At 44.6% G+C, this 22428-nt stretch carries 28 protein-coding genes and 1 tRNA gene; all 29 read left to right on the top strand.

Annotated elements, in window-relative coordinates; all coding sequences use genetic code 11:
- The first annotated feature begins 70 nt into the window (after positions 1-70).
- The 29 genes from JT719_RS10300 (at position 71) to rpsH (ending at position 22420) form a co-directional block, all read left to right on the top strand.
- A tRNA-Trp gene (locus JT719_RS10300) sits at positions 71-143 on the top strand.
- A 23-nt stretch (positions 144-166) separates the two neighbouring features.
- A complete protein-coding gene (gene secE / locus JT719_RS10295; RefSeq protein WP_207432917.1) occupies positions 167-358 on the top strand; it encodes a preprotein translocase subunit SecE in 192 nt (63 codons plus the stop codon).
- 15 nt (positions 359-373) lie between these two features.
- Positions 374-931 carry a transcription termination/antitermination protein NusG gene (gene nusG / locus JT719_RS10290; protein ID WP_207432916.1) on the top strand — a complete coding sequence of 186 codons (558 nt, stop codon included), beginning with the start codon at positions 374-376 and terminating at the stop codon, positions 929-931.
- 12 nt (positions 932-943) lie between these two features.
- Complete coding sequence (gene rplK / locus JT719_RS10285) at positions 944-1387, top strand: 50S ribosomal protein L11 (protein ID WP_205501690.1); 444 nt, start codon at positions 944-946, stop codon at positions 1385-1387.
- A gap of 11 nt (positions 1388-1398) precedes the next feature.
- Positions 1399-2088: a 50S ribosomal protein L1 gene (gene rplA, locus JT719_RS10280; protein WP_207432914.1), complete on the top strand. Its 690-nt coding sequence runs from the start codon at positions 1399-1401 to the stop codon at positions 2086-2088.
- A gap of 9 nt (positions 2089-2097) precedes the next feature.
- The gene (rplJ, locus tag JT719_RS10275; RefSeq protein ID WP_207432912.1) at positions 2098-2625 is read left to right on the top strand and encodes a 50S ribosomal protein L10; all 528 of its coding nucleotides are present in this window, start codon (positions 2098-2100) and stop codon (positions 2623-2625) included.
- 38 nt (positions 2626-2663) lie between these two features.
- The gene (gene rplL, locus JT719_RS10270) at positions 2664-3047 is read left to right on the top strand and encodes a 50S ribosomal protein L7/L12 (protein WP_205501693.1); all 384 of its coding nucleotides are present in this window, start codon (positions 2664-2666) and stop codon (positions 3045-3047) included.
- Positions 3048-3201: 154 nt separating this feature from the next.
- A complete protein-coding gene (rpoB, locus tag JT719_RS10265) occupies positions 3202-7074 on the top strand; it encodes a DNA-directed RNA polymerase subunit beta (RefSeq protein WP_207432911.1) in 3873 nt (1290 codons plus the stop codon).
- 126 nt (positions 7075-7200) lie between these two features.
- Positions 7201-11517, top strand: a complete 4317-nt coding sequence (rpoC, locus tag JT719_RS10260) for a DNA-directed RNA polymerase subunit beta' (RefSeq protein WP_207432909.1) — start codon at positions 7201-7203, stop codon at positions 11515-11517.
- A gap of 2 nt (positions 11518-11519) precedes the next feature.
- On the top strand, positions 11520-11834 hold the full coding sequence (locus JT719_RS10255; protein WP_205501696.1) for a DUF3467 domain-containing protein: 315 nt from the start codon (positions 11520-11522) through the stop codon (positions 11832-11834).
- 103 nt (positions 11835-11937) lie between these two features.
- Positions 11938-12354, top strand: coding sequence for a 30S ribosomal protein S12 (gene rpsL / locus JT719_RS10250; protein ID WP_048919295.1), 417 nt, complete (start codon positions 11938-11940; stop codon positions 12352-12354).
- Positions 12355-12367: 13 nt separating this feature from the next.
- A complete protein-coding gene (rpsG, locus tag JT719_RS10245; protein ID WP_207432908.1) occupies positions 12368-12835 on the top strand; it encodes a 30S ribosomal protein S7 in 468 nt (155 codons plus the stop codon).
- Between the two features lies 1 nt (position 12836).
- On the top strand, positions 12837-14936 hold the full coding sequence (gene fusA, locus JT719_RS10240) for an elongation factor G (RefSeq protein ID WP_207432907.1): 2100 nt from the start codon (positions 12837-12839) through the stop codon (positions 14934-14936).
- 10 nt (positions 14937-14946) lie between these two features.
- Positions 14947-15252 carry a 30S ribosomal protein S10 gene (rpsJ, locus tag JT719_RS10235; RefSeq protein WP_048919298.1) on the top strand — a complete coding sequence of 102 codons (306 nt, stop codon included), beginning with the start codon at positions 14947-14949 and terminating at the stop codon, positions 15250-15252.
- A 385-nt stretch (positions 15253-15637) separates the two neighbouring features.
- Positions 15638-16258 (top strand): 50S ribosomal protein L3, encoded by a 621-nt coding sequence (gene rplC / locus JT719_RS10230; RefSeq protein WP_205501699.1) that lies wholly within the window; start codon positions 15638-15640, stop codon positions 16256-16258.
- A 1-nt stretch (position 16259) separates the two neighbouring features.
- Complete coding sequence (gene rplD, locus JT719_RS10225) at positions 16260-16892, top strand: 50S ribosomal protein L4 (protein ID WP_207432905.1); 633 nt, start codon at positions 16260-16262, stop codon at positions 16890-16892.
- Positions 16892-17179 (top strand): 50S ribosomal protein L23, encoded by a 288-nt coding sequence (gene rplW / locus JT719_RS10220; protein ID WP_207432904.1) that lies wholly within the window; start codon positions 16892-16894, stop codon positions 17177-17179. Before rplD ends, rplW begins: the two co-directional genes overlap by 1 nt.
- A 12-nt stretch (positions 17180-17191) precedes the next feature.
- On the top strand, positions 17192-18016 hold the full coding sequence (gene rplB, locus JT719_RS10215) for a 50S ribosomal protein L2 (RefSeq protein WP_207432903.1): 825 nt from the start codon (positions 17192-17194) through the stop codon (positions 18014-18016).
- 3 nt (positions 18017-18019) lie between these two features.
- Positions 18020-18298, top strand: a complete 279-nt coding sequence (rpsS, locus tag JT719_RS10210; protein WP_207432901.1) for a 30S ribosomal protein S19 — start codon at positions 18020-18022, stop codon at positions 18296-18298.
- Positions 18298-18684 (top strand): 50S ribosomal protein L22, encoded by a 387-nt coding sequence (gene rplV / locus JT719_RS10205; protein ID WP_205501703.1) that lies wholly within the window; start codon positions 18298-18300, stop codon positions 18682-18684. The genes rpsS and rplV overlap by 1 nt, the downstream gene beginning before the upstream one ends.
- Positions 18685-18692: 8 nt before the next feature.
- Positions 18693-19478: a 30S ribosomal protein S3 gene (gene rpsC, locus JT719_RS10200; protein WP_207432900.1), complete on the top strand. Its 786-nt coding sequence runs from the start codon at positions 18693-18695 to the stop codon at positions 19476-19478.
- A gap of 26 nt (positions 19479-19504) precedes the next feature.
- Positions 19505-19927, top strand: a complete 423-nt coding sequence (gene rplP, locus JT719_RS10195) for a 50S ribosomal protein L16 (RefSeq protein ID WP_066617994.1) — start codon at positions 19505-19507, stop codon at positions 19925-19927.
- A 2-nt stretch (positions 19928-19929) separates the two neighbouring features.
- The gene (gene rpmC, locus JT719_RS10190) at positions 19930-20124 is read left to right on the top strand and encodes a 50S ribosomal protein L29 (RefSeq protein ID WP_207432899.1); all 195 of its coding nucleotides are present in this window, start codon (positions 19930-19932) and stop codon (positions 20122-20124) included.
- 11 nt (positions 20125-20135) lie between these two features.
- Entirely contained in the window at positions 20136-20393 is a 258-nt protein-coding gene (gene rpsQ, locus JT719_RS10185) for a 30S ribosomal protein S17 (RefSeq protein ID WP_062543987.1), read from the top strand.
- A 1-nt stretch (position 20394) separates the two neighbouring features.
- Entirely contained in the window at positions 20395-20763 is a 369-nt protein-coding gene (gene rplN / locus JT719_RS10180; protein WP_205501706.1) for a 50S ribosomal protein L14, read from the top strand.
- A 21-nt stretch (positions 20764-20784) separates the two neighbouring features.
- Entirely contained in the window at positions 20785-21108 is a 324-nt protein-coding gene (gene rplX, locus JT719_RS10175) for a 50S ribosomal protein L24 (protein ID WP_207432897.1), read from the top strand.
- Position 21109: 1 nt separating this feature from the next.
- Complete coding sequence (gene rplE, locus JT719_RS10170) at positions 21110-21661, top strand: 50S ribosomal protein L5 (RefSeq protein ID WP_207432896.1); 552 nt, start codon at positions 21110-21112, stop codon at positions 21659-21661.
- 4 nt (positions 21662-21665) lie between these two features.
- Positions 21666-21935, top strand: a complete 270-nt coding sequence (rpsN, locus tag JT719_RS10165) for a 30S ribosomal protein S14 (protein WP_048919312.1) — start codon at positions 21666-21668, stop codon at positions 21933-21935.
- A gap of 86 nt (positions 21936-22021) precedes the next feature.
- A complete protein-coding gene (gene rpsH, locus JT719_RS10160; RefSeq protein ID WP_207432895.1) occupies positions 22022-22420 on the top strand; it encodes a 30S ribosomal protein S8 in 399 nt (132 codons plus the stop codon).
- Positions 22421-22428 lie beyond the last annotated feature (8 nt).

Below are 22428 nucleotides of genomic sequence, written 5' to 3'. Positions count from 1 at the left end.
GGCGGACTTGTTTTTTTAAGAAAAGAGTAATACATTTGCACTCCATTAAACAAATGGCGTGCATTTTTTTACGGGAGTAGCTCAATTGGCAGAGTAGTGGTCTCCAAAACCATTGGTTGCAGGTTCGAGTCCTGCCTCCCGTGCAAAAGAGTAAATAGCATCAGGAATGGCAAAGCTGACAAAATTTTTCAATGACGCTGTAGAGGAGATGCAGCACAAGGTCTCTTGGCCGACCTACTCAGAGCTTCAAAAAAGCTCTATTCTGGTTTTGGTTGGGTCTGTTGTGTTTGCACTTGTAGTGGGTGCTATGGACTTTGTTTACGACTCCACCCTGGAATGGTTTTACAACCAGTTCTAATAAAAGCTGGAGAAGATGGCAGATTTAAAATGGTATGTAGTTCGGGCGGTTTCTGGTCAGGAGAAGAAAGCAAAATCTTATCTTGAAAACGAAGTTGCTCGTCACAACTTAACGGAGATGGTGCCTCAGGTGCTTATTCCGTCAGAGAAAGTGTACGAAATGCGGAACGGGAAAAAGCGTGTAAGAGAACGCAGCTTTTTTCCTGGTTACGTGTTGGTGTATGCAGATATCTCCAATGGTGAAGTGGAGCACTTGATTACCAGTACTCCTGGCGTGATTGGATTCTTAGGGGCTAATGGCGGAAACGCTACCACCAAGCCAGTTCCTTTGCGCTTGTCTGAAGTTAACAGAATCTTAGGAAAAGTTGATGAAACAGATGAGCAGGTAGAAACTTTGGAGACCCCATTCATTGTTGGCGAGACTGTGAAAGTAATGGATGGTCCTTTCAATGGCTTCTCCGGAACAGTGGAAGAAGTGTTTGAGGAGCGCCGTAAGTTGAACGTGATGGTGAAAATCTTCGGGCGTAATACGCCGGTTGAATTGAACTACATGCAGGTAGAAAAAGAACAGTAGTAATAAATAATAATGGCAAAAGAAATAAAAGGTTATCTGAAACTTCAGGTAAAGGGAGGCGCCGCAAATCCAGCACCGCCGATTGGACCTGCGCTTGGATCTAAAGGTCTTAATATTATGGAGTTCTGCAAGCAATTCAATGCTAGAACCCAGGATAAGGCCGGCCAAGTTTGCCCAGTTTTGATTACAATCTACACAGACAAGTCATTTGACTTCGTAATTAAAACTCCTCCCGCTCCAGTATTGTTGATGGATGCGGCGAAAATCAAATCTGGATCAAAAGAGCCTAACCGTAACAAAGTAGGTTCAGTAACTTGGGACCAGATCAGAGAAATCGCTGAAATCAAAATGCCTGATTTGAACGCGTTCAAATTAGAGTCGGCAATGAAATTGGTAGCTGGTACCGCGCGCAGCATGGGTATCACAGTTAAAGGAACTGCTCCTTGGAGTGAGTAATTAAAAAGCAAATGGCTAGAATTTCTAAAAACAGAAAAGCAGTCTTAGCGAAGTACGACCCTAAAAAAGAGTACTCTTTGTTAGATGCAGCAGGCGTTGTGAAAGATATCACTTTCACCAAGTTTGATGCATCCGTTGACATTGACGTACGCTTGGGAGTTGATCCTCGTAAGGCTGACCAAATGGTGAGAGGCGTAGTAACGCTTCCTCATGGAACCGGTAAAGATGTGCGTGTGTTGGTGCTTTGCACGCCTGACAAAGAGCAGGAAGCAAAAGACGCAGGTGCTGATTTCGTAGGTCTAGACGAGTACATCCAGAAGATTGAAAAAGGATGGACTGACGTAGACGTGATTATCACTATGCCAGCAGTAATGGCGAAAGTAGGTAGACTGGGCCGTATCTTGGGTCCTCGTAACCTGATGCCAAACCCTAAAGCTGGTACAGTAACTACTGACGTAGCCAAAGCTGTAAAAGAAGTGAAGGCTGGTAAAATTGACTTCAAAGTTGATAAAACCGGTATCATCCACACTAGCATTGGAAAAGTGTCTTTTGGTCCGGAACAAATTGCAGCGAACGCTTCTGAGGTAATTGCTACCTTGAACCGTCTGAAGCCATCTTCCGCAAAAGGAACTTATATTAAAAGCATCACATTGTCAAGCACAATGAGTCCTGGTGTGATAGTTGATAAAACCTCCATTTAACGAGAAGAGATGACACGGGAAGAGAAAGAAATCATTGTACGTGACCTGAGCGAAAAACTGGCTCAAAATTCCTTCGTCTACATCACAGACGCTTCAGATTTAACCGTTGCAACTATCAACAAATTCAGAAGACTGTGCTTTGATAGAGGTATTGAATACAAAGTATACAAAAATACTTTAATTCGCAAGGCTCTAGATACTTTGGATGTGGATACATCTGCTTTGGATGTTGCCCTGAAAGGATCTTCAGGAGTTCTGTTTGAAGCAACAACAGGTAACGCACCCGCAAAATTATTGTTGGATTTCCGCAAAGGAGGAGATAAGAAACCTCTTTTAAAAGGTGCTTACATTGATGCAAGTATCTACATCGGAGATGAGCAACTAGATACATTAAGCAAAATCAAGTCTAAAGAAGAGCTTATCGGCGAAATCATTGGACTTCTTCAATCACCAGCACAAAACGTTATTTCTGCCCTTCAGAGCGGTGGCAATATCTTGGCTGGCTTGGTTAAAACTCTATCAGAGAAAGAACAATAACACTTCAATTTTAAAACAACTTTTAATTACTAATAAAAATGGCAGATTTGAAAGCATTCGCTGAGCAGTTGGTTAACTTAACTGTAAAAGAAGTTAATGAACTTGCTACTATTCTTAAGGATGAGTATGGTATTGAGCCAGCAGCTGCTGCTCCTGTAATGGTAGCAGGTGGTGCTGCCGGTGGAGACGCTGGAGCTGCTGCTGAGGAAAAAACATCTTTCGATGTAATCCTTAAGTCAGCTGGTGCCTCTAAACTAGCAGTTGTGAAGCTAGTGAAAGAATTGACTGGTCTTGGCTTGAAAGAAGCTAAAGAACTTGTTGATGGTGCTCCAAAACCATTGAAAGAAGGTGTTGCTAAAGATGAAGCAGATTCATTGAAAAAGCAATTGGAAGAAGCTGGTGCTGAAGTGGAGGTTAAGTAATCTCACACACCTTCCATTACCACTAAGGGTTAGACCTGGCAATTTCGTCAGGTCTTTTCCTGTTTGTACCTAGAAATGATTTTCTAGAAAAAATTACCAGGAGATTGAACTGTTTCCTGGCCCGACAAAGTTTAAACGTAAAAATCAGACAACTTTGGCTACTAATAAAACGACAGAGCGGATCAATTTTGGATCCATTAGGTCTGTGATCGATTATCCAGACTTTTTGGATGTTCAGCTACAGTCATTCCAGGACTTTTTCCAGTTGGAAACAGCTGCCGAGAACCGTACGGAAGAAGGTCTATTCAAGGTGTTTGCTGAAAACTTTCCGATCTCTGATTCAAGAGAGAATTTCGTTCTGGAATTCGTAGACTACCACGTTGATCCACCAAAATACTCCGTTGATGAGTGTATTGACCGTGGGTTGACGTATTCGGTTCCATTGAAAGCAAAACTTCGCCTGATCTGTAACGATACAGACAACGAAGATTTTGAGACCATTGAACAGGAAGTTTTCTTAGGAAACATTCCTTATATGACCGAGAAAGGTTCATTTGTGATCAATGGCGCTGAGCGCGTGATTGTATCACAGTTGCACCGTTCACCAGGGGTATTCTTTGCCCAAAGCAAACATACCAACGGTACTAAATTATATTCTGCCAGAATTATTCCATTTAAAGGTTCTTGGATTGAGTTTGCGACAGACGTGAACAACGTAATGTACGCTTACATTGATCGTAAGAAAAAATTCCCGGTAACTACTTTGTTGCGGGCTATCGGTTACGGAACAGATAAAGACATCCTGGACTTGTTCGGGTTGTCTGAAGAGGTACCTGCCGATAAGAAAACCCTCAAGAATGTAGTGGGTAGAAAACTTGCTGCAAGGGTTCTGCGCACCTGGACAGAAGACTTCGTGGACGAGGATACCGGTGAAGTGGTATCTATTGACCGTAACGAGGTCCTGTTGGAGCGTGACTCTGAGGTAACAGAAGATGATCTGGATGTGATCATTGATTCAGGTGTTAAGTCAATCATCTTGCACCGTGAGAATGTAAACATTGCAGATTACAACATTATATATAACACCCTTCAGAAGGATAACTCTAACTCAGAGAAAGAAGCAGTAGAGCAGATCTACCGCCAACTGAGAAACACTGAGGCTCCGGATGAAGAAACAGCCCGTGACATCATCCAGAAGTTGTTCTTCAGCGACAAGCGCTACGACTTAGGTGATGTAGGACGCTACAGAATCAACAAGAAACTGGGTCTTGACAAGAACTGGGACGCGAAGGTATTGACCAATGAGGACATCGTTCTTATTGTGAAGTACCTGATCGGTCTGATCAACTCAAGAGCCGTGGTAGATGATATTGACCACTTGAGTAACCGTCGGGTAAGAACCGTAGGAGAGCAGTTGTATGCGCAATTTGGCGTAGGTCTGGCACGTATGGCCAGAACTATCAAAGAGCGTATGAACGTACGAGATAACGAAGAATTCAAACCAGTTGATCTGATCAATGCGCGTACGCTTTCTTCTGTGATCAACTCCTTCTTCGGAACAAACCAGCTTTCTCAGTTCATGGACCAGACCAACCCACTGGCCGAGATCACGCACAAGCGTCGTGTATCTGCCCTGGGGCCAGGAGGTCTTTCCAGAGAGCGTGCCGGTTTCGAGGTTCGTGACGTTCACTATACGCACTATGGCCGTCTGTGTACCATTGAAACACCAGAAGGACCAAACATCGGTCTTATTTCCTCACTATGCGTGCACGCTCGCGTGAACAGCATGGGCTTCATTGAAACACCTTACCGCAATGTGGTAGAAGGTAAAGTAGATTTAGCTTCCGGAGTGAAATACCTGACCGCTGAAGAAGAAGATACCCACCACATCGCACAGGCCAACGCTGTGATTGATGAGAACGGTAACTTCATCAATGATAAAGTAAAAGGCCGTTTTGAGGGCGATTTCCCAGTAGTAGAGCCAGAACGCTATACTTACATGGACGTTGCTCCAAACCAGATTGTGTCGGTGGCCGCCTCGTTGATTCCGTTCCTGGAGCACGACGATGCGAACCGTGCCTTGATGGGATCTAACATGCAACGCCAGGCAGTACCATTGTTGAAGCCACAGGCTCCAATTGTAGGTACAGGGCTGGAACTAAGAGCTGCTCTTGACTCAAGAGCGTTGGTTAGAGCCGAAGGCGAAGGATACGTGCATTTTGTAGACGCTGAGAAGATCATCATCCGTTACGACCTTTCAGAGGAAGAGAAACTGGTGAGCTTTGATGCCGAGTACGTAACCTACGACCTGATCAAGTTCCGCCGCACAAACCAGGATACCTGCATCAACCTGACTCCAATTGTGAAGAAGAACGAGCGGGTTACCAAAGGTCAGCCATTGTGCGAAGGATATGCCACCAACCAGGGAGAACTTGCCTTAGGTAGAAACCTGCAGGTAGCGTTCATGCCTTGGCAAGGATACAACTTTGAGGATGCCATTGTTATCTCTGAGCGTGTAGTTAGAGATGACGTGTTTACCTCAATCCACATTGAAGAGTTCGAGCTGGAAGTTCGTGAAACGAAACGCGGGGAGGAAGAATTAACTTCTGAGATCCCGAACGTGAGCGAAGAAGCCGTTCGTAACCTGGATGAAAACGGTATCATCCGTATTGGTGCCGAAGTACGCGAAGGTGATATTCTGATTGGTAAAATCACTCCTAAAGGAGAGACGGACCCAACCCCAGAAGAGAAACTTCTCCGTGCCATCTTCGGGGACAAAGCCGGTGATGTGAAGGATGCCTCCCTTAAGGCGCCGCCATCATTGAACGGGGTGGTAATTGACACTAAACTGTTCTCTCGTCCTAAGAAAGACAAGAACCTCCGCGCCAAAGCGAAGAAAGAGGTAGAAGACCTGAAAGCGAAATACAACAGCGAACTCAAAGCCGTGAAGAACGTGATGATTGAGAAGCTGGTGCAATTGCTGGATGGGAAAACAAGCCAGGGTGTACGTCACCGTTTCGGGGATGAGATCCTGACCAAAGGCGCCAAGTTTGGCAAGAAGAACATCACCGATGCGCTCTTCCCAGACAAGAACCCTTACAAAGACGAGAGCAACTACGCTGTTCCGGAAGAAGTGAACCTTTTCAAGGATTTAATCCTTGAAGGATGGACTACTGACGAGCAGACCAACAAAATGTTGCTAGAGCTGGTGAAAAACTACACGAAGCGCCGCAACATGATCTCTGCCCGCTTCAAGCGTGACCGTTTCACCTTGGAGGTAGGAGACGAGCTTCCTGCTGGTATCGTGCAACTGGCCAAAGTGTACATCGCTAAGAAGCGCAAGCTGAAAGTGGGTGATAAGATGGCGGGTCGTCACGGTAACAAAGGGGTAGTGGCTCGTATCGTGCGTGAGGAAGACATGCCGTTCCTGGAAGACGGAACACCAATGGACATCGTGTTGAACCCACTAGGGGTACCATCCAGGATGAACATCGGTCAGATTTACGAGACAGTTCTTGGTTGGGCTGGTCTGAAGTTGGGACGCACCTATGCTACCCCAATCTTTGACGGCGCTACAGAAGAGCAGGTATCGGCAGAGTTGACTGAGGCAGGCTTGCCACGTTTCGGGCGTTCTTACCTGTACGATGGTCTGAGCGGAGATCGTTTCGATCAGCCGGTAACCGTAGGGGTAATCTACATGCTGAAACTGGGTCACTTAGTAGACGATAAGATGCACGCCCGTTCTATCGGACCATACTCACTTATCACGCAGCAGCCATTGGGTGGTAAAGCCCAGTTCGGTGGTCAGCGTTTCGGTGAGATGGAGGTGTGGGCATTGGAAGCCTTCGGTGCTGCCAACGTTCTGCAAGAGATCCTGACTGTGAAATCTGATGACGTGATTGGTCGTGCGAAAGCCTACGAAGCCATTGTAAAAGGCGACGTGTTGCCGAAGCCAAATATCCCTGAGTCATTCAACGTGTTAATTCACGAGCTCAGAGGCTTGGCCTTGGAGATTACGCTGGACTAATGTGAATCATTTTGGAGGAGATTTTGGGAAAACAGCCCGGAAACGGTGCTGCCCAGAATCTCCCTCTTTCACATTAAGAAGCCCTAAAAGCAAAAAGGAAAATTTAAATATCTAGCAACACATAACATGGCGTTAGCAAGAAATAAAAAATTAATCCAGGACTTCTCTAAAGTTACCATCAGCTTGGCTTCTCCAGAATCTATTCTGGAAAGATCAAACGGTGAGGTAACTAAGCCAGAAACTATCAACTACAGAACTTACAAGCCAGAAATGGGTGGATTGTTCTGTGAGCGTATTTTCGGGCCGGTGAAAGACTGGGAATGCCACTGCGGTAAATACAAGAGAATCCGTTACAAAGGGATTATCTGTGACCGTTGCGGTGTTGAAGTAACTGAGAAAAAAGTGCGCCGTGAGCGCATGGGCCATATTGAATTGGTTGTACCGGTAGCACACATCTGGTACTTCAAATCATTGCCTAACAAAATTGGTTATTTGCTGGGCTTACCAACCAAAAAGCTTGACCAAATTATTTACTACGAGCGCTACGTAGTAATTCAGCCAGGTATCTTGGCAGAAGACGGCGTGAACATGCTGGACTTCCTGACCGAGGATGAGTACCTGGACATGATTGACAAACTTCCTCGCGAGAACCAGATGTTGGATAACAATGATCCAAACAAGTTCATCGCGAAAATGGGTGCCGAGGCGCTGCAGATGTTATTGGAGCGTATCAACCTGGATGACCTGTCTTACGACCTGCGTTATTCTGCCGCCCACGAGACTTCACAGCAACGTAAGGCAGAAGCATTGAAGCGTCTGCGCGTGGTGGAAGCGTTCCGTGATGCTGCTACTCGTATTGAGAACAAGCCTGAGTGGATGATCATCCGCATGGTGCCGGTTATTCCACCAGAATTGCGTCCGTTGGTTCCGTTGGATGGTGGCCGTTTCGCTACCTCTGACTTGAACGATTTATACCGTCGCGTTATCATCCGCAACAACCGTCTGAAGCGTCTGATCGAGATAAAAGCGCCAGAGGTAATCCTGCGGAACGAGAAGCGTATGCTACAAGAGGCGGTTGACTCCTTGTTCGACAACTCACGTAAAGTGAACGCTGTTCGTGCAGAAGGTAACCGTGCCCTGAAATCACTTTCTGACATGCTGAAAGGTAAGCAAGGACGTTTCCGTCAGAACTTGCTTGGTAAGCGTGTTGACTACTCCGGTCGTTCTGTAATCGTGGTAGGACCTGAGCTGAAATTGCATGAGTGCGGTCTGCCTAAGAACATGGCAGCTGAGCTTTTCAAACCGTTCATCATCCGTAAGCTTATTGAGCGCGGTATAGTGAAGACGGTAAAATCAGCGAAGAAAATTGTTGACCGTAAAGACCCGGTAGTATGGGATATCCTGGAGAACGTATTGAAAGGACACCCTGTACTGTTGAACCGTGCTCCTACGCTCCACAGACTGGGTATCCAGGCCTTCCAGCCTAAGCTGATTGAAGGAAAAGCGATCCAGCTTCACCCACTGGTAACCACTGCGTTCAACGCCGACTTTGACGGTGACCAGATGGCGGTTCACGTTCCACTTGGACCGGCCGCAATCCTGGAAGCCTCTATGTTGATGTTGGCATCCCACAATATCCTGAACCCTGCTAACGGTGCTCCAATTGCGGTACCATCTCAGGACATGGTATTGGGTTTGTACTACGTAACCAAAGGAAAACGCTCTACAGAAACTGAGAAGATTGCCGGTGAAGGTATGTCTTTCTACAGTGCAGAAGAAGTAATTATTGCTATCAATGAAGGCCGCTTGTCTAAGCACGCCTTTATCAAAGTAAGAGTGAAAGTTCTGAACGAGAACGGCCAACTGGAAACCAAATTGATTGAGACAGTTGCCGGTCGTGTGCTGTTCAACCAATACGTGCCAGAAGAAGTTGGTTATGTAGACGAACTCCTGTCTAAAAAGAAATTGCAGCAGATCATCTCCCGCGTGTTCAAAGTAACCGGTATGGCTCGAACTGCTCAATTCCTTGATGATATTAAAACCCTGGGATTCCAGTCAGCCTACAAAGGTGGTCTGTCAATGGGTCTGGGTGACATTGTAATCCCTGCTGAGAAAGACATTCTGGTGGAACAAGCCAAGAAAGATGTTGATGCAGTATGGGCTAACTACTCTATGGGTCTGATCACTGACAACGAGCGTTACAATCAGGTAATCGATATCTGGACTCGTATCAACAACCAGATCACCGAGACCTTGATGAACCGTCTGGAGAAAGATGACCAAGGTTTCAACTCCATCTTCATGATGATGCACTCTGGTGCCCGTGGTTCCAGAGAGCAGATCCGTCAGTTAGGTGGTATGCGGGGTCTGATGGCCAAGCCACAGAAATCTTTGCAAGGCTCAGTAGGGGAGATTATTGAAAACCCAATTCTTTCCAACTTCAAAGAAGGTCTGGATGTAATTGAGTACTTCATCTCTACCCACGGTGCTCGTAAAGGTCTTGCAGATACAGCCTTGAAGACAGCGGATGCTGGTTACCTGACCCGTCGTCTGGTAGACGTTTCTCAGGACGTGATCGTGAATGAGACTGACTGTGGTACCCTGCGTGGTCTGGAAGTAAGTGCACTGAAAGACAACGAGGATATTGTGGAGTCTCTGTCTGAGCGTATCCTGGGTCGTGTAAACGTGCATGACATCATTGATCCGATTACGGGTGAATTGATTCTTGAGTCGGGAAGCGAAATCACGGAGGAATATGCCAGAATCATTGAGAACTCTGCCATTGAAAGCGTTGAGATTCGCTCAGTATTGACTTGCGAAACCAAACGCGGTATCTGTGCTAAGTGCTACGGCCGTAACTTGTCTACTGGCCGCATGGTGCAGAAAGGTGAGGCGGTTGGAGTTATCGCGGCACAATCCATTGGTGAGCCAGGTACTCAGTTGACACTTCGTACTTTCCACGTGGGTGGTACGGCTTCTAACATTGCGGTAGATGCCTCTATCCGTGCGAAGTTCCCAGGTGTTATCGAGTTCGAAGATGTAAGAACCATTGAAACCACGAACGCCGAAGGTGAACCAGTGAAAGTAGTAATGGGTCGTTCAGGTGAGGTGAAGATTGTTGAGCCTAACACCGGAAAACTTCTGATCAGCAACCACGTGCCTTACGGTTCATTCTTGTTGATTGACGAAGGACAAACAGTTGTGAAAGGCGATGAGCTTTGTAACTGGGATCCATACAACGCGGTTATCTTGTCTGAGTTCGATGGTACAATCGCGTACGACTCCATCATTGATGGTATCACATACCGCGAAGAGTCTGACGAGCAGACAGGTCACCGTGAGAAAGTGATCATCGAGACCAAAGATAAAACCAAGAACCCTGCTATTGTGGTGAACCCAGCCAATGGTGAACCGAAAGGTTACAACATTCCAGTAGGTGCCCACTTGACAGTGGAGGATGGACAAAGAATCCAGGCTGGTCAAATCCTGGCTAAGATTCCACGTGCGATTGGTAAAACACGTGACATCACCGGTGGTCTACCACGTGTTACCGAGCTCTTTGAGGCCCGTAACCCATCTAACCCAGCAGTGGTGAGTGAAATTGACGGTGTAGTAACCTATGGAGGCGTAAAACGCGGTAACCGTGAAATCTACATTGAATCTAAAGATGGAATCCGGAAGAAGTACATGGTGCCTCTTTCTAAGCACATCCTGGTTCAAGATAATGACTTCGTACGTGCCGGGGTTCCGTTGTCAGACGGGGCTATCACACCAACCGATATCTTGAATATTCAAGGTCCGGGTGCAGTACAAGAGTACCTGGTGAACGAGATTCAGGAGGTATACCGTCTGCAGGGGGTGAAGATCAACGACAAGCACATTGAGGTGGTAGTTCGCCAGATGATGCAGAAAGTGGTTGTGATTGATCCAGGTGATACCAGCTTCTTGGAGAACCAGACCGTGGATAAGGTAACCTTCATGGAAGAGAATGACATGATCATTGACATGAAAGTAGTGGAAGATGCAGGTGACTCAACTACCATGAAACCAGGTATGATCGTGACAGCTCGTCGCTTGCGTGATGAGAACTCCAGCCTGAAGCGCCGTGACTTGCGTCTGGTGACAGTACGTGATGCACAGCCAGCTGTGTCTAGACCAACCTTGCAAGGTATCACCCAGGCCTCTCTGGGTACGCAAAGCTTCATCTCTGCGGCTTCCTTCCAGGAAACTACTAAGGTGTTGAGCGAAGCGGCTATCAAAGGTAAGGCTGATGAGTTACTGGGCTTGAAAGAGAACGTAATTGTTGGTCACCTGATCCCTGCCGGTACCGGTCTGCGTGAGTACTCTAAGCTGATTGTTGGTTCTAAAGAAGAGTACGAAGCTCTTAGCGCCAGCAAGCAAGCAGGAGTAAGATCAAGACAAGGCGAACTGCAAGAGAAATAAAAATGGCGGCACCAGAGCAACAAGGACAAATCAACATTGAGTTGACCGAGGAAATCGCAGAGGGCGAGTACGCAAACCTTGCCATGATTGCGCATTCCCACAGTGAGTTCGTGATTGATTTTATCCGTCTGATGCCGGGCATTCCCAAAGCCAAAGTAAAATCAAGGGTTGTGATTACTCCAGAGCATGCCAAGCGTTTCTTGGCTGCTTTGGAGGAAAACATCCTGAAATATGAACAGAGTTTTGGGGTGATCAAGCAGACACCGGAAGCACCAAGTTTCCCCATGAATTTTGGGGGAACAATTGGGGAAGCATAATTCATTAATAATTAATGAATTAAAACTTTGAATTTGCAAAGCATATTTTATACCTTTGCAAACCATTTTTTGAAGAGAGAAATCAGTATAAAAAAGTTAGTAAATGCCTACTATACAACAATTAGTAAGAAAGGGAAGAGAAGCGCTAACATCAAAGTCTAAGTCTCCAGCTCTTGACTCATGCCCGCAAAGACGTGGCGTGTGTACCCGCGTTTACACAACCACACCTAAGAAGCCAAACTCAGCAATGAGAAAAGTGGCTCGTGTGCGTTTGACAAACGGTAAAGAAGTCAATGCTTACATTCCTGGGGAAGGCCACAACCTGCAAGAACACTCTATTGTGTTGATCAGAGGTGGTCGTGTAAAAGACTTACCAGGTGTAAGATACCACATTATCCGTGGTGCTTTGGATACAGCTGGTGTAAATGGCCGTCTTCAGTCCCGTTCTAAATACGGCGCGAAACGTCCGAAGCCAGGTCAACCAGCAGCAGCTGCAGGTAAAGGCGGTAAGAAAAAATAATTGAGTAAAGACAATGAGAAAAGCGAAACCAAAGAAGAGAATTCTTCTTCCTGATCCAAAATACAAAGAAACTCTGGTTACCCGTTTTGTGAACTACCTGATGGTAGACGGTAAAAAGAGTCTGGCATACAAGATTTTTTACGATGCTGTTGATTTAGTTGAGAGAAGAACTAAAGAAAACGGGTTAGAAACCTGGAAAAAAGCATTGAACAACATCATGCCAGGTGTAGAGGTGAAAAGCCGCCGTGTAGGTGGTGCTACTTTCCAGGTGCCAACCGAAGTGCGCCCGGACAGAAAGATTTCTCTTGGCATTAAATGGATGATTTCTTACGCTCGTAAGAGAGGTGAGAAAACAATGATGGATAAATTGGCCGGTGAGATCATTGCCGCAGCCAAAGGAGAAGGCGCAGCTGTGAAGAAGAAAGACGATACTCACAGAATGGCAGAAGCTAACAAAGCATTCTCACACTTTAGATTCTAAAATGGCAAGGGATTTAAAATTCACAAGAAATATTGGTATTGCCGCGCACATTGATGCCGGTAAGACCACCACTACAGAGCGTATCCTTTACTATGCTGGGGTTAGCCACAAAATAGGCGAGGTGCACGATGGAGCTGCCACCATGGACTGGATGGAGCAGGAGCAGGAAAGAGGTATCACCATTACTTCTGCTGCTACTACTGTAAACTGGAACTACAGAGGTGACAAATATCACATCAACATCATTGATACTCCAGGTCACGTGGACTTTACCGTAGAGGTAAACCGCTCCCTGCGCGTATTAGATGGTCTAGTGTTCTTGTTTAGTGCGGTTGATGGCGTTGAGCCTCAATCTGAAACTAACTGGAGACTTGCAGACAACTACAAAGTAGCCCGTATCGGTTTCGTGAACAAAATGGACCGTTCAGGTGCTGACTTCTTAGCAGTTTGTAAGCAAGTGAAGGAAATGTTAGGTAGCAACGCTGTTGCTCTTCAATTGCCAATTGGTGCTGAAGACAACTTCAGAGGTGTTGTGGACCTGGTAAACTTCAGAGGTATTGAATGGAATGAGGCTGATAAAGGAATGACCTTTACTGAAGTGCCAATTCCAGACGATATGTTGGAAGAAGCAGAAGAGTACAGAGAGAAATTGCTGGAAGCAGTAGCTGAGTACGATGAGTCATTGATGGAGAAATACTTCGATGATCCAAACTCAATCACTGAAGACGAAATCTTGACTGCTCTGCGTAAAGCAACTATTGACATGGCTATCGTGCCAATGCTTTGCGGTTCTTCTTTCAAGAACAAAGGAGTTCAAACCATGCTTGACTACGTGATGGCACTTTGCCCATCTCCAGTAGATAAAGAAAGCATTATTGGTACTAACCCAGATACAGGGGAAGAAGTAGCGCGTAAACCAAGTGAGTCTGAGCCATTCGCTGGTCTGGCTTTCAAAATCGCTACTGACCCTTACGTAGGCCGCCTGTGCTTTGTGCGCGCTTACTCAGGAGTTCTGGAGTCTGGTTCTTACGTGTTCAACACACGTTCAAATAATAAGGAGCGTATTTCCCGTATTTTCCAGATGCACGCTAACAAGCAAAACCAAATCGAAAGATTAGGTGCTGGTGACATCGGAGCGGTAGTAGGCTTTAAAGACATCAAAACTGGTGACACTCTTTGCGACCAAAACGCGAAAATCGTTCTAGAATCAATGGAGTTCCCAGAGCCAGTAATCGGATACGCCATTGAGCCTAAAACTCAAGCTGACTCAGATAAAATGGGTATGGCGATAGCGAAACTGGTGGAAGAAGATCCAACCTTGCAAGTGAACACTGACGAAGAAACTGGTCAGACTATCTTGAGAGGTATGGGTGAGCTTCACCTGGAGATCATCATCGACCGTATGAAACGTGAGTTCAAGGTTGAGTTGAACCAAGGTGCTCCTCAGGTTGCTTACAAAGAAACCATCACTAAAACTGTTGAACACAGAGAGGTTTACAAGAAGCAGTCTGGTGGTCGTGGTAAGTTCGCGGACATCGTGTTCACCATGGGACCACGTGAAGATGATAAGCAAGGTCTGTTGTTCGAGAATGCGATTGTTGGTGGTGTGATTCCAAAAGAATTCATCCCGGCTATCCAGAAAGGTTTCGAAGAAGCCATGAAGAACGGTATCCTGGCTGGTTTCCCAGTAGATTCAATGAAAGTGCGTCTGTTCCACGGTTCATTCCACGACGTTGACTCTGACTCACTGTCATTTGAACTAGCAGCTCGTCAAGGCTTCAAAGAAGCAGGTAAGCAATGTGCTCCTAAACTTCTTGAGCCAATCATGGCGGTTGACGTGGTAACTCCAGATGAATACACTGGTCCGGTTACAGGTGACTTGAACAGAAGAAGAGGTATCATGAAAGGTATGGATACAAAAGGTACTTCCACTGTAGTGAAGGCTGACGTTCCACTTTCAGAATTGTTTGGATACGTGACAGACTTACGTACCATTACCTCAGGAAGAGCTACTGCCTCTCTCACTTTCTCGCACTACGAGCAAGTACCACAGAACTTGGCAGATGGCATCGTGGCAAAAATTAAAGGAACAGCGAAATAGTTGAATTAGAATGAATCAAAAGATCAGAATCAAACTGAAATCTTACGATCACAATCTGGTTGATAAATCATCAGAGAAAATCGTGAAAGCGGTAAAAGCGACTGGTGCGATCGTAAGTGGTCCCATTCCTTTGCCAACTGAGAAAGATATCTTCACTGTACTTCGTTCACCACACGTGAACAAGAAAGCAAGAGAGCAATTCCAGCTTTGTACTTATAAGAGACTAGTAGATATCTATTCTACTTCCTCTAAAACAGTAGATGCATTAATGAAGTTAGAGTTACCTAGCGGCGTTGATGTTGAAATCAAAGTTTGATAATGCCATTACATAAAAAAAGGAGAGGGAGACCTCTCCTTTTTTTATGTCCAATAACCAACGTGTTTTTAGGCCATTTACCCGAAAAAAGAAGGAAACATAAAGTGATACACTTCAGAGGCCAGGGATCATTGGTATAGATTTCGTTTTCAACCTTCTTTTTTCAAAAACAGCCAAAAAACAGAGATTGAAAGGAATTATTAGATAACCAGTATTGTAGTAGCCTCAGGTTCAAGAAAAGGGAAGCAGCAAAGAAGAAAACCTTAGTACCTGAAAACAAATAATTTAGCAGGGCTTGTAAATTAAAAATTAAATATAGAACTTTGCACTCCCGAAATGAACCCTAGTGGGGTTATAGTATTAATTGTTTAAATAAAAAAGTAGAATGCCTGGAATTATCGGTAAAAAGATCGGAATGACAAGCCTCTTCACTCCTGAAGGGAAGAGCGTGGCCTGTACTTTGATTCAAGCAGGACCATGCGTAGTAACTCAGGTTAAGACGCAAGAAACAGATGGCTATTCAGCTGTTCAGCTTGGGTACGGAGAGAAGAAAGTGAAAAGAGTAAGCAAGGCGCTTGCCGGACACTTTGCGAAAGCAAACACCACTGCTAAGAAGAAATTAGTAGAATTCAAGCTGGAAGATGCTGCATCTTTCTCACTGGGTGATGAAGTAAATGTAGGCCTATTCGAAGAAGGTGAATTCGTAGATGTGGTTGGTACTTCAAAAGGTAAAGGTTTCCAAGGGGTAGTAAAACGTTACAACTTTGGTGGTGTTGGTGGTCAGACGCACGGTCAGCACAACAGAGCACGTCACCCCGGTTCCATTGGTGCCTGCTCTTGGCCTTCACGTGTATTCAAAGGAATGCGCATGGCTGGTAGAATGGGTGGTGCCCGTGTGAAAGTTCAAAACCTGCGCGTTCTGCGCATCCTGCCTGAGCAAAACGTATTAGTAGTAAGCGGTTCTATCCCAGGCGCTAAAAATTCATTTATCGTAGTTGAGAAATAAGATGGAGCTATCAGTTTTCAATATTAAAGGAGAAGATACTGGAAGGAAAGTTGCCCTTCCGGAATCTGTGTTCGGTGTTGAGCCAAATGAGCACGCGATGTATCTTGACGTGAAGCAGTATTTAGCTAACCAGCGTCAGGGAACACACAAAGCAAAAGAGCGCAACGAAGTTGCCGGTTCTACCAAAAAGATCAAGCGTCAAAAGGGTACAGGTGGCGCAAGAGCTGGTTCTTTGAAAGCCCCAGTATTTGTTGGTGGTGGTCGTGTATTCGGTCCAAGACCAAGAAACTATAGCTTCAAACTGAATAAGAAGTTGAAAGCAGTGGCCAGATTGTCTGCCCTGTCAACTTTAGCGAAAGATGAGCGTCTGGTTTTGTTGGATAACCTTACCATTGATACTCCAAAAACAAAGACCTTCGCGGCAATTCTGCAAGGCCTGAATGTGGGCGCCAGAAAAACGTTGATCGTTACCAAAGAAGCTGACAAAAACGTGATTCTGTCAAGCAGAAACCTTCCTAAAGTGAAGGTGGCTACCCCAGGCGCGTTAACAACTTACGATCTGCTGAACGCTGACAAAGTAGTTTGTTTAGAAGAGTCTCTTTCTGTTTTTGAAGAAATTTACGCTAAGAAATAATGAGTATCCTGAAAAGACCATTATTGACTGAGAAGCTTACTGCTTTGAACGAAGTAGGTAAATACGCTTTTGAAGTTGATAGAAAAGCAAATAAGATTGAGATCAAAAAAGCGATCCAGTCACGTTACGGGGTAACGGTGGAGAAAATCTCTACTATGAGAACCCAAGGAAAAGTTAAGTCTCGCAACACTAAATCTGGTGTTGTTACTGGACGTACAGCATCCTCTAAGAAGGCGATTGTGACTTTGAAACAAGGAGAAGTAATCGATTTCTATAGCGGTATATAAGCACCTAAAAGAATGGCATTAAGAAAACTAAGACCAACAACACCAGGTCAAAGATTTAGAGTAGCGCCTGCCTTCACTGAAATCACGAAGAGCGAGCCAGAAAAATCTTTGTTGGCATCCAAGAAAAACTCTGGTGGACGTAACAACGACGGTAGAATGACCATGCGCTACATTGGTGGCGGTCATAAGAAGAGATTCCGTATCATCGACTTCAAAAGAACGAAGTACGGAGTTCCAGCTACTGTGAAAGCAATTGAGTACGATCCAAACAGAACTGCGCGTATCGCGCTTCTGTATTATGCGGACGGCGAGAAAGCTTACATCATTGCACCTGCGGGCTTGGCGGTAGATGCAACTGTAGTATCAGGTCCTGGAGTAGCTCCAGAAGTAGGTAATGCATTACCGCTTTCAGATATTCCATTGGGTACCATCGTTCACAACATTGAATTAGCGCCTGGCCAAGGTGCGGTTCTGGCTAGAAGTGCTGGTTCTTATGCACAGCTGGTTGCACGTGAAGGAAGATACGCTACTTTGAAATTGCCTTCTGGCGAAATGAGAATGGTACTTGTTAACTGTATGGCTACAGTAGGTACTGTTTCTAACGCTGACCATATGAACGTGAAGCTTGGAAAAGCCGGACGTAGCAGATGGATGGGTATCAGACCAAGAGTAAGAGGTGTTGCCATGAACCCAGTTGATCACCCAATGGGTGGTGGTGAAGGTAAGTCTTCAGGAGGTCACCCAAGATCACGTAAAGGTCTGTATGCTAAAGGGCAGAAAACCAGAAACAAGAATAAATATTCTGAGAACCTGATAGTTAATAGAAGGAAAAAATAAGTAATGGCAAGATCATTAAAAAAAGGGCCTTATATTGACTACAGGCTCGATAAAAAAGTGCAGACAATGGATGAGTCTGGAAAGAAAGCGGTGATCAAAACCTGGTCACGTCGTTCTATGATTTCTCCAGATTTCGTTGGGCATACATTTGCGGTACATAACGGGAATAAATTTATCCCTGTTTATGTTACAGAAAACATGGTAGGTCACAAATTAGGTGAATTTGCTCCTACCAGAAACTTCAGAGGCCACATTGCTAAGAAAGATAAAGGTAAAAGATAATGGAAGCGGTAGCTAAATTAAATAATGTACCAAGCTCACCGCGTAAGATGAGACTGGTTGCGAACTTGATCCGTGGTAAAAGTGTTACCCGTGCATTAGGTTTATTGAAATTTGAAGCAAATGCCGGCGCTCCTAAACTGGAGAAACTTCTTTTATCTGCTTTATCAAACTGGCAAGCAGCTAACGGAGATGCCCGCATTGAAGATGCTAATCTGTATATCAAAGAGATTAGAGTAGATGAAGGTAAAATGCTGAAAAGATTGCGCCCTGCTCCGCAAGGCCGTGGTCATAGAATCAGAAAAAGATCTAACCACGTTACACTGGTGATCGATTCTAAAGCAGACGTTGAATCAGTTGAAACATCTACTTCTAACGAAGCCAAATAGTTTTAAGAATGGGACAAAAAGTTAATCCAGTAGGCCTTAGACTTGGTATTGTAAAAGGCTGGGACTCTAATTGGTTCGGAGGAAAGGATTTCGCTGATAAACTGATCGAAGACGAAAAGATCCGGAAATATATCCTTGCTCGTATTCCAAAAGGAGGTATTTCTAAAATCATCATCGAAAGAACTCTTAAGAGAATCACTATCACCATCAATACTGCCCGTCCTGGTGTAGTAATTGGAAAAGGTGGTCAGGAAGTAGATAAAATCAAAGAAGAGCTGAAGAAAATCACCAGCAAAGATGTTCAGATCAACATTTTTGAAATTAAGCGTCCTGAGCTGGATGCCAAACTGGTGGGTGAATCAGTTGCTCAACAATTGCAAGCTCGTATCTCTTTCAGAAGAGCTATGAAACAAGCAATTGCCTCTGCCCTTAGAGTAGGTGCTGAAGGTATCAAAATTCAAGTATCTGGTCGTTTAGGTGGAGCTGAAATGGCTCGTACTGAACACTACAAAGAAGGTCGTACTCCACTTCACACTTTGAGAGCTGATATCGACTATGCTTTGTCTGAAGCTCAGACAGTATATGGTAAGCTTGGTATCAAAGTATGGATCTTCAGAGGAGAAGTCTTCGGTAAGCGTGACTTAACTCCTAATGCAGGTCAGCAAAGCGGTGGATCTTCTTCTGCTCCTCGCAACGAAAGAAGCGAGCGTGGCAATGACCGTGGCGACCGCCGCGATGGACGTAACAAACGTTCTGGCGATGGTAACCAAAAGCGCGGAGGCAAGCGCAAGTAGTTGTTCAACCTTTAGGTAATTAGAAAATGTTACAGCCAAAACGGACTAAATATAGAAAGATGCAGAAAGGCCGTGTACACGGTCTTGCGCACAGAGGAAGCACCATTTCCTTTGGATCTTTCGCCATCAAATCGTTAGAAGCCTCTTGGATCACCTCTCGTCAAATTGAAGCTGCTCGTATCGCTATGACACGTGCAATGAAACGGGAAGGCCAAGTATGGATTCGTATTTTCCCTGACAAGCCTATCACTAAAAAGCCTGCTGAGGTTCGGATGGGTAAGGGTAAAGGTTCTCCTGAGTACTGGGTAGCCGTTGTGAAACCAGGTACCATCATGTTTGAATCTGACGGAGTGTCGCTAGAAGTAGCTCAAGAGTCTTTACGACTGGCTGCTCAAAAGCTACCAGTTAGAACTAAATTTGTAGTACGTAGAGATTACGTTGAGAAATAGTCATGAAGCAATCTGAAATCAAAGCTCTTTCACTTAATGAAGTGAAAGAGCAACTCAACACTGAGAGAAACAACCTGGTGAACCTGAAGTTCGCTCATGCTATCTCTCCGCTTGAGAATCCTTCTAGAATCAAGAATACAAGAAAAACCATCGCCAGACTAGAAACGCAACTGCGTTCTCTAGAGCTCAATGGCTAAAATACTGAACCATGGAGACGAGAAATCTAAGAAAAGAAAAAACTGGACGCGTGGTAAGTAACAAGATGGATAAATCCATCACTGTTATCGTGGAAAGCAAAGTGAAACACCCTATCTATGGGAAATTTGTTTCCAAGTCCAAGAAGTTCATGGCACATGATGAGAACAATGAGTGCGGTATCGGAGATACTGTGCGCATCATGGAAACAAGACCATTGAGCAAAAACAAGTGCTGGCGCTTAATTGAAATCGTAGAAAGAGCTAAATAAGATGATACAACAAGAATCAAGACTTACTGTTGCTGATAACAGCGGAGCAAAAGAGGTTCTATGCATCCGTGTACTAGGTGGTACAGGAAAAAAATATGCCTCTGTTGGTGATAAAATTGTTGTTACCGTAAAATCTGCTCTTTCTTCTGGAAACGTGAAGAAGGGAACTGTTACCAAAGCAGTTGTTGTTCGCACAAAGAAAGAAGTACGCCGCAAAGACGGATCTTATATCCGCTTTGATGATAACGCTGCCGTGTTATTGAATAACAATGATGAGCCACGTGGTACTCGCATTTTTGGGCCAGTTGCCCGTGAGTTACGTGAAAGACAGTTTATGAAAATTGTTTCTTTGGCTCCTGAAGTATTATAAACACGAGAAAAAGAAAACAAGATGTCAAAGCATAAACTTCATGTCAAGAAAGGCGACACTGTGAAAGTGATCGCTGGTGATGAAAAAGGCAAAACCGGAACTGTAACTTCTGTATTAGTAGAAAAGCAGAAAGTTATTGTAGAAGGTCTGAACCTGGTTTCTAAACACCAAAAGCCAAGTGCTAAAAACCCTAACGGTGGTATTGTAAAGCAAGAAGCTCCTATCCACGCCAGCAATGTTATGTTGGTAGAGCCTGCTACTAATGTTGCCACAAGAACAGGTAAGAAGCTTAACAATGACAATAAGCTTCAACGTTATTCCAAAAAAACTGGAAACTTAATCTAACATGGCAGCTAGACTAAAAGATAAGTATACAAACGAGATTGTGCCTGCATTGAAAGAGAAGTTTCAATACAAGAGCATAATGCAGGTGCCTAAGATTACCAAGATCAGCATCAACAGAGGTATTGGTAATGCAGTGGCCGATAAAAAGCTGGTGGATATCGGAGTAGATGAACTAACTATCATCGCCGGTCAGAAAGCAGTTCAAACCAAGGCTAAAAATTCAATCTCTAACTTCAAACTGAGAGAAGGAATGCCAATTGGTGCTCGTGTTACATTACGTGGCGAAAGAATGTATGAGTTCTTGGACCGTTTGGTAACTGTTGCCTTGCCACGTGTACGTGACTTCAAAGGAATTAGCGACAAAGGGTTTGATGGTCGTGGTAACTACACACTGGGTGTAAAAGAGCAAATCATCTTCCCAGAAATTAGCATTGATAAAATCAAAGCAATTGCTGGTATGGATATCACCTTTGTGACTACTGCCAACACAGATGAAGAAAGCCTGGAGTTATTAAAAGGCTTTGGGTTACCTTTCGCAAATTTAAAGAAATAACAAGATGGCTAAAGAATCAGCAAAAGCAAGAGAGCTCAAGAGACAAAAACTGGTTGCTAAATATGCGGCTAAGAGAGCTCAGTTAAAAGCTGCTGGCGATTATGAAGCTCTAGATAAATTGCCTAAAGACGCTTCTCCTGTTCGGTTGCACAACAGATGCAAATTAACCGGAAGACCAAGAGGCTATATGAGAAAGTTTGGCATCTCTCGCGTTACATTCAGAGAGATGGCATCTGCAGGCAAGATTCCTGGGGTAACGAAGGCTAGTTGGTAATTATTAGTCCTATCAATAACATAGTTAGGAAAAAATTAGTATCTTTGCGGCTCCTTAAAAAGAGCGGAATCTAAAAATATAGTCTAATGCATTCAGATCCGATAGCAGATTATTTAACTAGACTACGGAATGCCATCAAGGCAAATCACCGTGTAGTTGAAATTCCGGCTAGCAAAATAAAAAAGGAAATAACCAGAGTTCTCTACGAGAAAGGTTATATTCAAAGTTACAAGTTCGATGATAGTTCTGTTCAAGGCACCATCAAGATTGCCTTGAAGTATGATCCCGCTACTAAGCAATCTGCTATCGTGAAGCTTGAAAGAATTAGTAAGCCGGGCCTCCGTAAGTATGTGCACCTTGAAAATATGCCACGTGTATTGAATGGATACGGTGTGGCTATTATTTCAACATCTAAAGGAGTTATCACTGACAAAGAGGCAAAAGGCCTGAACGTTGGTGGTGAAGTGTTGTGTTACGTGTATTAATTAAGTTG

The sequence above is a fragment of the Sabulibacter ruber genome, assembly GCF_017355955.1.
Lineage (GTDB): Bacteria > Bacteroidota > Bacteroidia > Cytophagales > Hymenobacteraceae > Nibribacter > Nibribacter ruber_A.
This window is presented reverse-complemented; position numbering and strand designations above follow the sequence as displayed.

What these genes read in the sequence shown, in the direction of transcription:
- secE (WP_207432917.1), top strand. Translation starts at nt 167, where the DNA reads ATGGCAAAGCTGACAAAATTTTTCAATGACGCTGTAGAGGAGATGCAG.
- nusG (WP_207432916.1), top strand. Translation starts at nt 374, where the DNA reads ATGGCAGATTTAAAATGGTATGTAGTTCGGGCGGTTTCTGGTCAGGAG.
- rplK (WP_205501690.1), top strand. Translation starts at nt 944, where the DNA reads ATGGCAAAAGAAATAAAAGGTTATCTGAAACTTCAGGTAAAGGGAGGC.
- rplA (WP_207432914.1), top strand. Translation starts at nt 1,399, where the DNA reads ATGGCTAGAATTTCTAAAAACAGAAAAGCAGTCTTAGCGAAGTACGAC.
- rplJ (WP_207432912.1), top strand. Translation starts at nt 2,098, where the DNA reads ATGACACGGGAAGAGAAAGAAATCATTGTACGTGACCTGAGCGAAAAA.
- rplL (WP_205501693.1), top strand. Translation starts at nt 2,664, where the DNA reads ATGGCAGATTTGAAAGCATTCGCTGAGCAGTTGGTTAACTTAACTGTA.
- rpoC (WP_207432909.1), top strand. Translation starts at nt 7,201, where the DNA reads ATGGCGTTAGCAAGAAATAAAAAATTAATCCAGGACTTCTCTAAAGTT.
- JT719_RS10255 (WP_205501696.1), top strand. Translation starts at nt 11,520, where the DNA reads ATGGCGGCACCAGAGCAACAAGGACAAATCAACATTGAGTTGACCGAG.
- rpsL (WP_048919295.1), top strand. Translation starts at nt 11,938, where the DNA reads ATGCCTACTATACAACAATTAGTAAGAAAGGGAAGAGAAGCGCTAACA.
- rpsG (WP_207432908.1), top strand. Translation starts at nt 12,368, where the DNA reads ATGAGAAAAGCGAAACCAAAGAAGAGAATTCTTCTTCCTGATCCAAAA.
- fusA (WP_207432907.1), top strand. Translation starts at nt 12,837, where the DNA reads ATGGCAAGGGATTTAAAATTCACAAGAAATATTGGTATTGCCGCGCAC.
- rpsJ (WP_048919298.1), top strand. Translation starts at nt 14,947, where the DNA reads ATGAATCAAAAGATCAGAATCAAACTGAAATCTTACGATCACAATCTG.
- rplC (WP_205501699.1), top strand. Translation starts at nt 15,638, where the DNA reads ATGCCTGGAATTATCGGTAAAAAGATCGGAATGACAAGCCTCTTCACT.
- rplD (WP_207432905.1), top strand. Translation starts at nt 16,260, where the DNA reads ATGGAGCTATCAGTTTTCAATATTAAAGGAGAAGATACTGGAAGGAAA.
- rplW (WP_207432904.1), top strand. Translation starts at nt 16,892, where the DNA reads ATGAGTATCCTGAAAAGACCATTATTGACTGAGAAGCTTACTGCTTTG.
- rplB (WP_207432903.1), top strand. Translation starts at nt 17,192, where the DNA reads ATGGCATTAAGAAAACTAAGACCAACAACACCAGGTCAAAGATTTAGA.
- rpsS (WP_207432901.1), top strand. Translation starts at nt 18,020, where the DNA reads ATGGCAAGATCATTAAAAAAAGGGCCTTATATTGACTACAGGCTCGAT.
- rplV (WP_205501703.1), top strand. Translation starts at nt 18,298, where the DNA reads ATGGAAGCGGTAGCTAAATTAAATAATGTACCAAGCTCACCGCGTAAG.
- rpsC (WP_207432900.1), top strand. Translation starts at nt 18,693, where the DNA reads ATGGGACAAAAAGTTAATCCAGTAGGCCTTAGACTTGGTATTGTAAAA.
- rplP (WP_066617994.1), top strand. Translation starts at nt 19,505, where the DNA reads ATGTTACAGCCAAAACGGACTAAATATAGAAAGATGCAGAAAGGCCGT.
- rpmC (WP_207432899.1), top strand. Translation starts at nt 19,930, where the DNA reads ATGAAGCAATCTGAAATCAAAGCTCTTTCACTTAATGAAGTGAAAGAG.
- rpsQ (WP_062543987.1), top strand. Translation starts at nt 20,136, where the DNA reads ATGGAGACGAGAAATCTAAGAAAAGAAAAAACTGGACGCGTGGTAAGT.
- rplN (WP_205501706.1), top strand. Translation starts at nt 20,395, where the DNA reads ATGATACAACAAGAATCAAGACTTACTGTTGCTGATAACAGCGGAGCA.
- rplX (WP_207432897.1), top strand. Translation starts at nt 20,785, where the DNA reads ATGTCAAAGCATAAACTTCATGTCAAGAAAGGCGACACTGTGAAAGTG.
- rplE (WP_207432896.1), top strand. Translation starts at nt 21,110, where the DNA reads ATGGCAGCTAGACTAAAAGATAAGTATACAAACGAGATTGTGCCTGCA.
- rpsN (WP_048919312.1), top strand. Translation starts at nt 21,666, where the DNA reads ATGGCTAAAGAATCAGCAAAAGCAAGAGAGCTCAAGAGACAAAAACTG.
- rpsH (WP_207432895.1), top strand. Translation starts at nt 22,022, where the DNA reads ATGCATTCAGATCCGATAGCAGATTATTTAACTAGACTACGGAATGCC.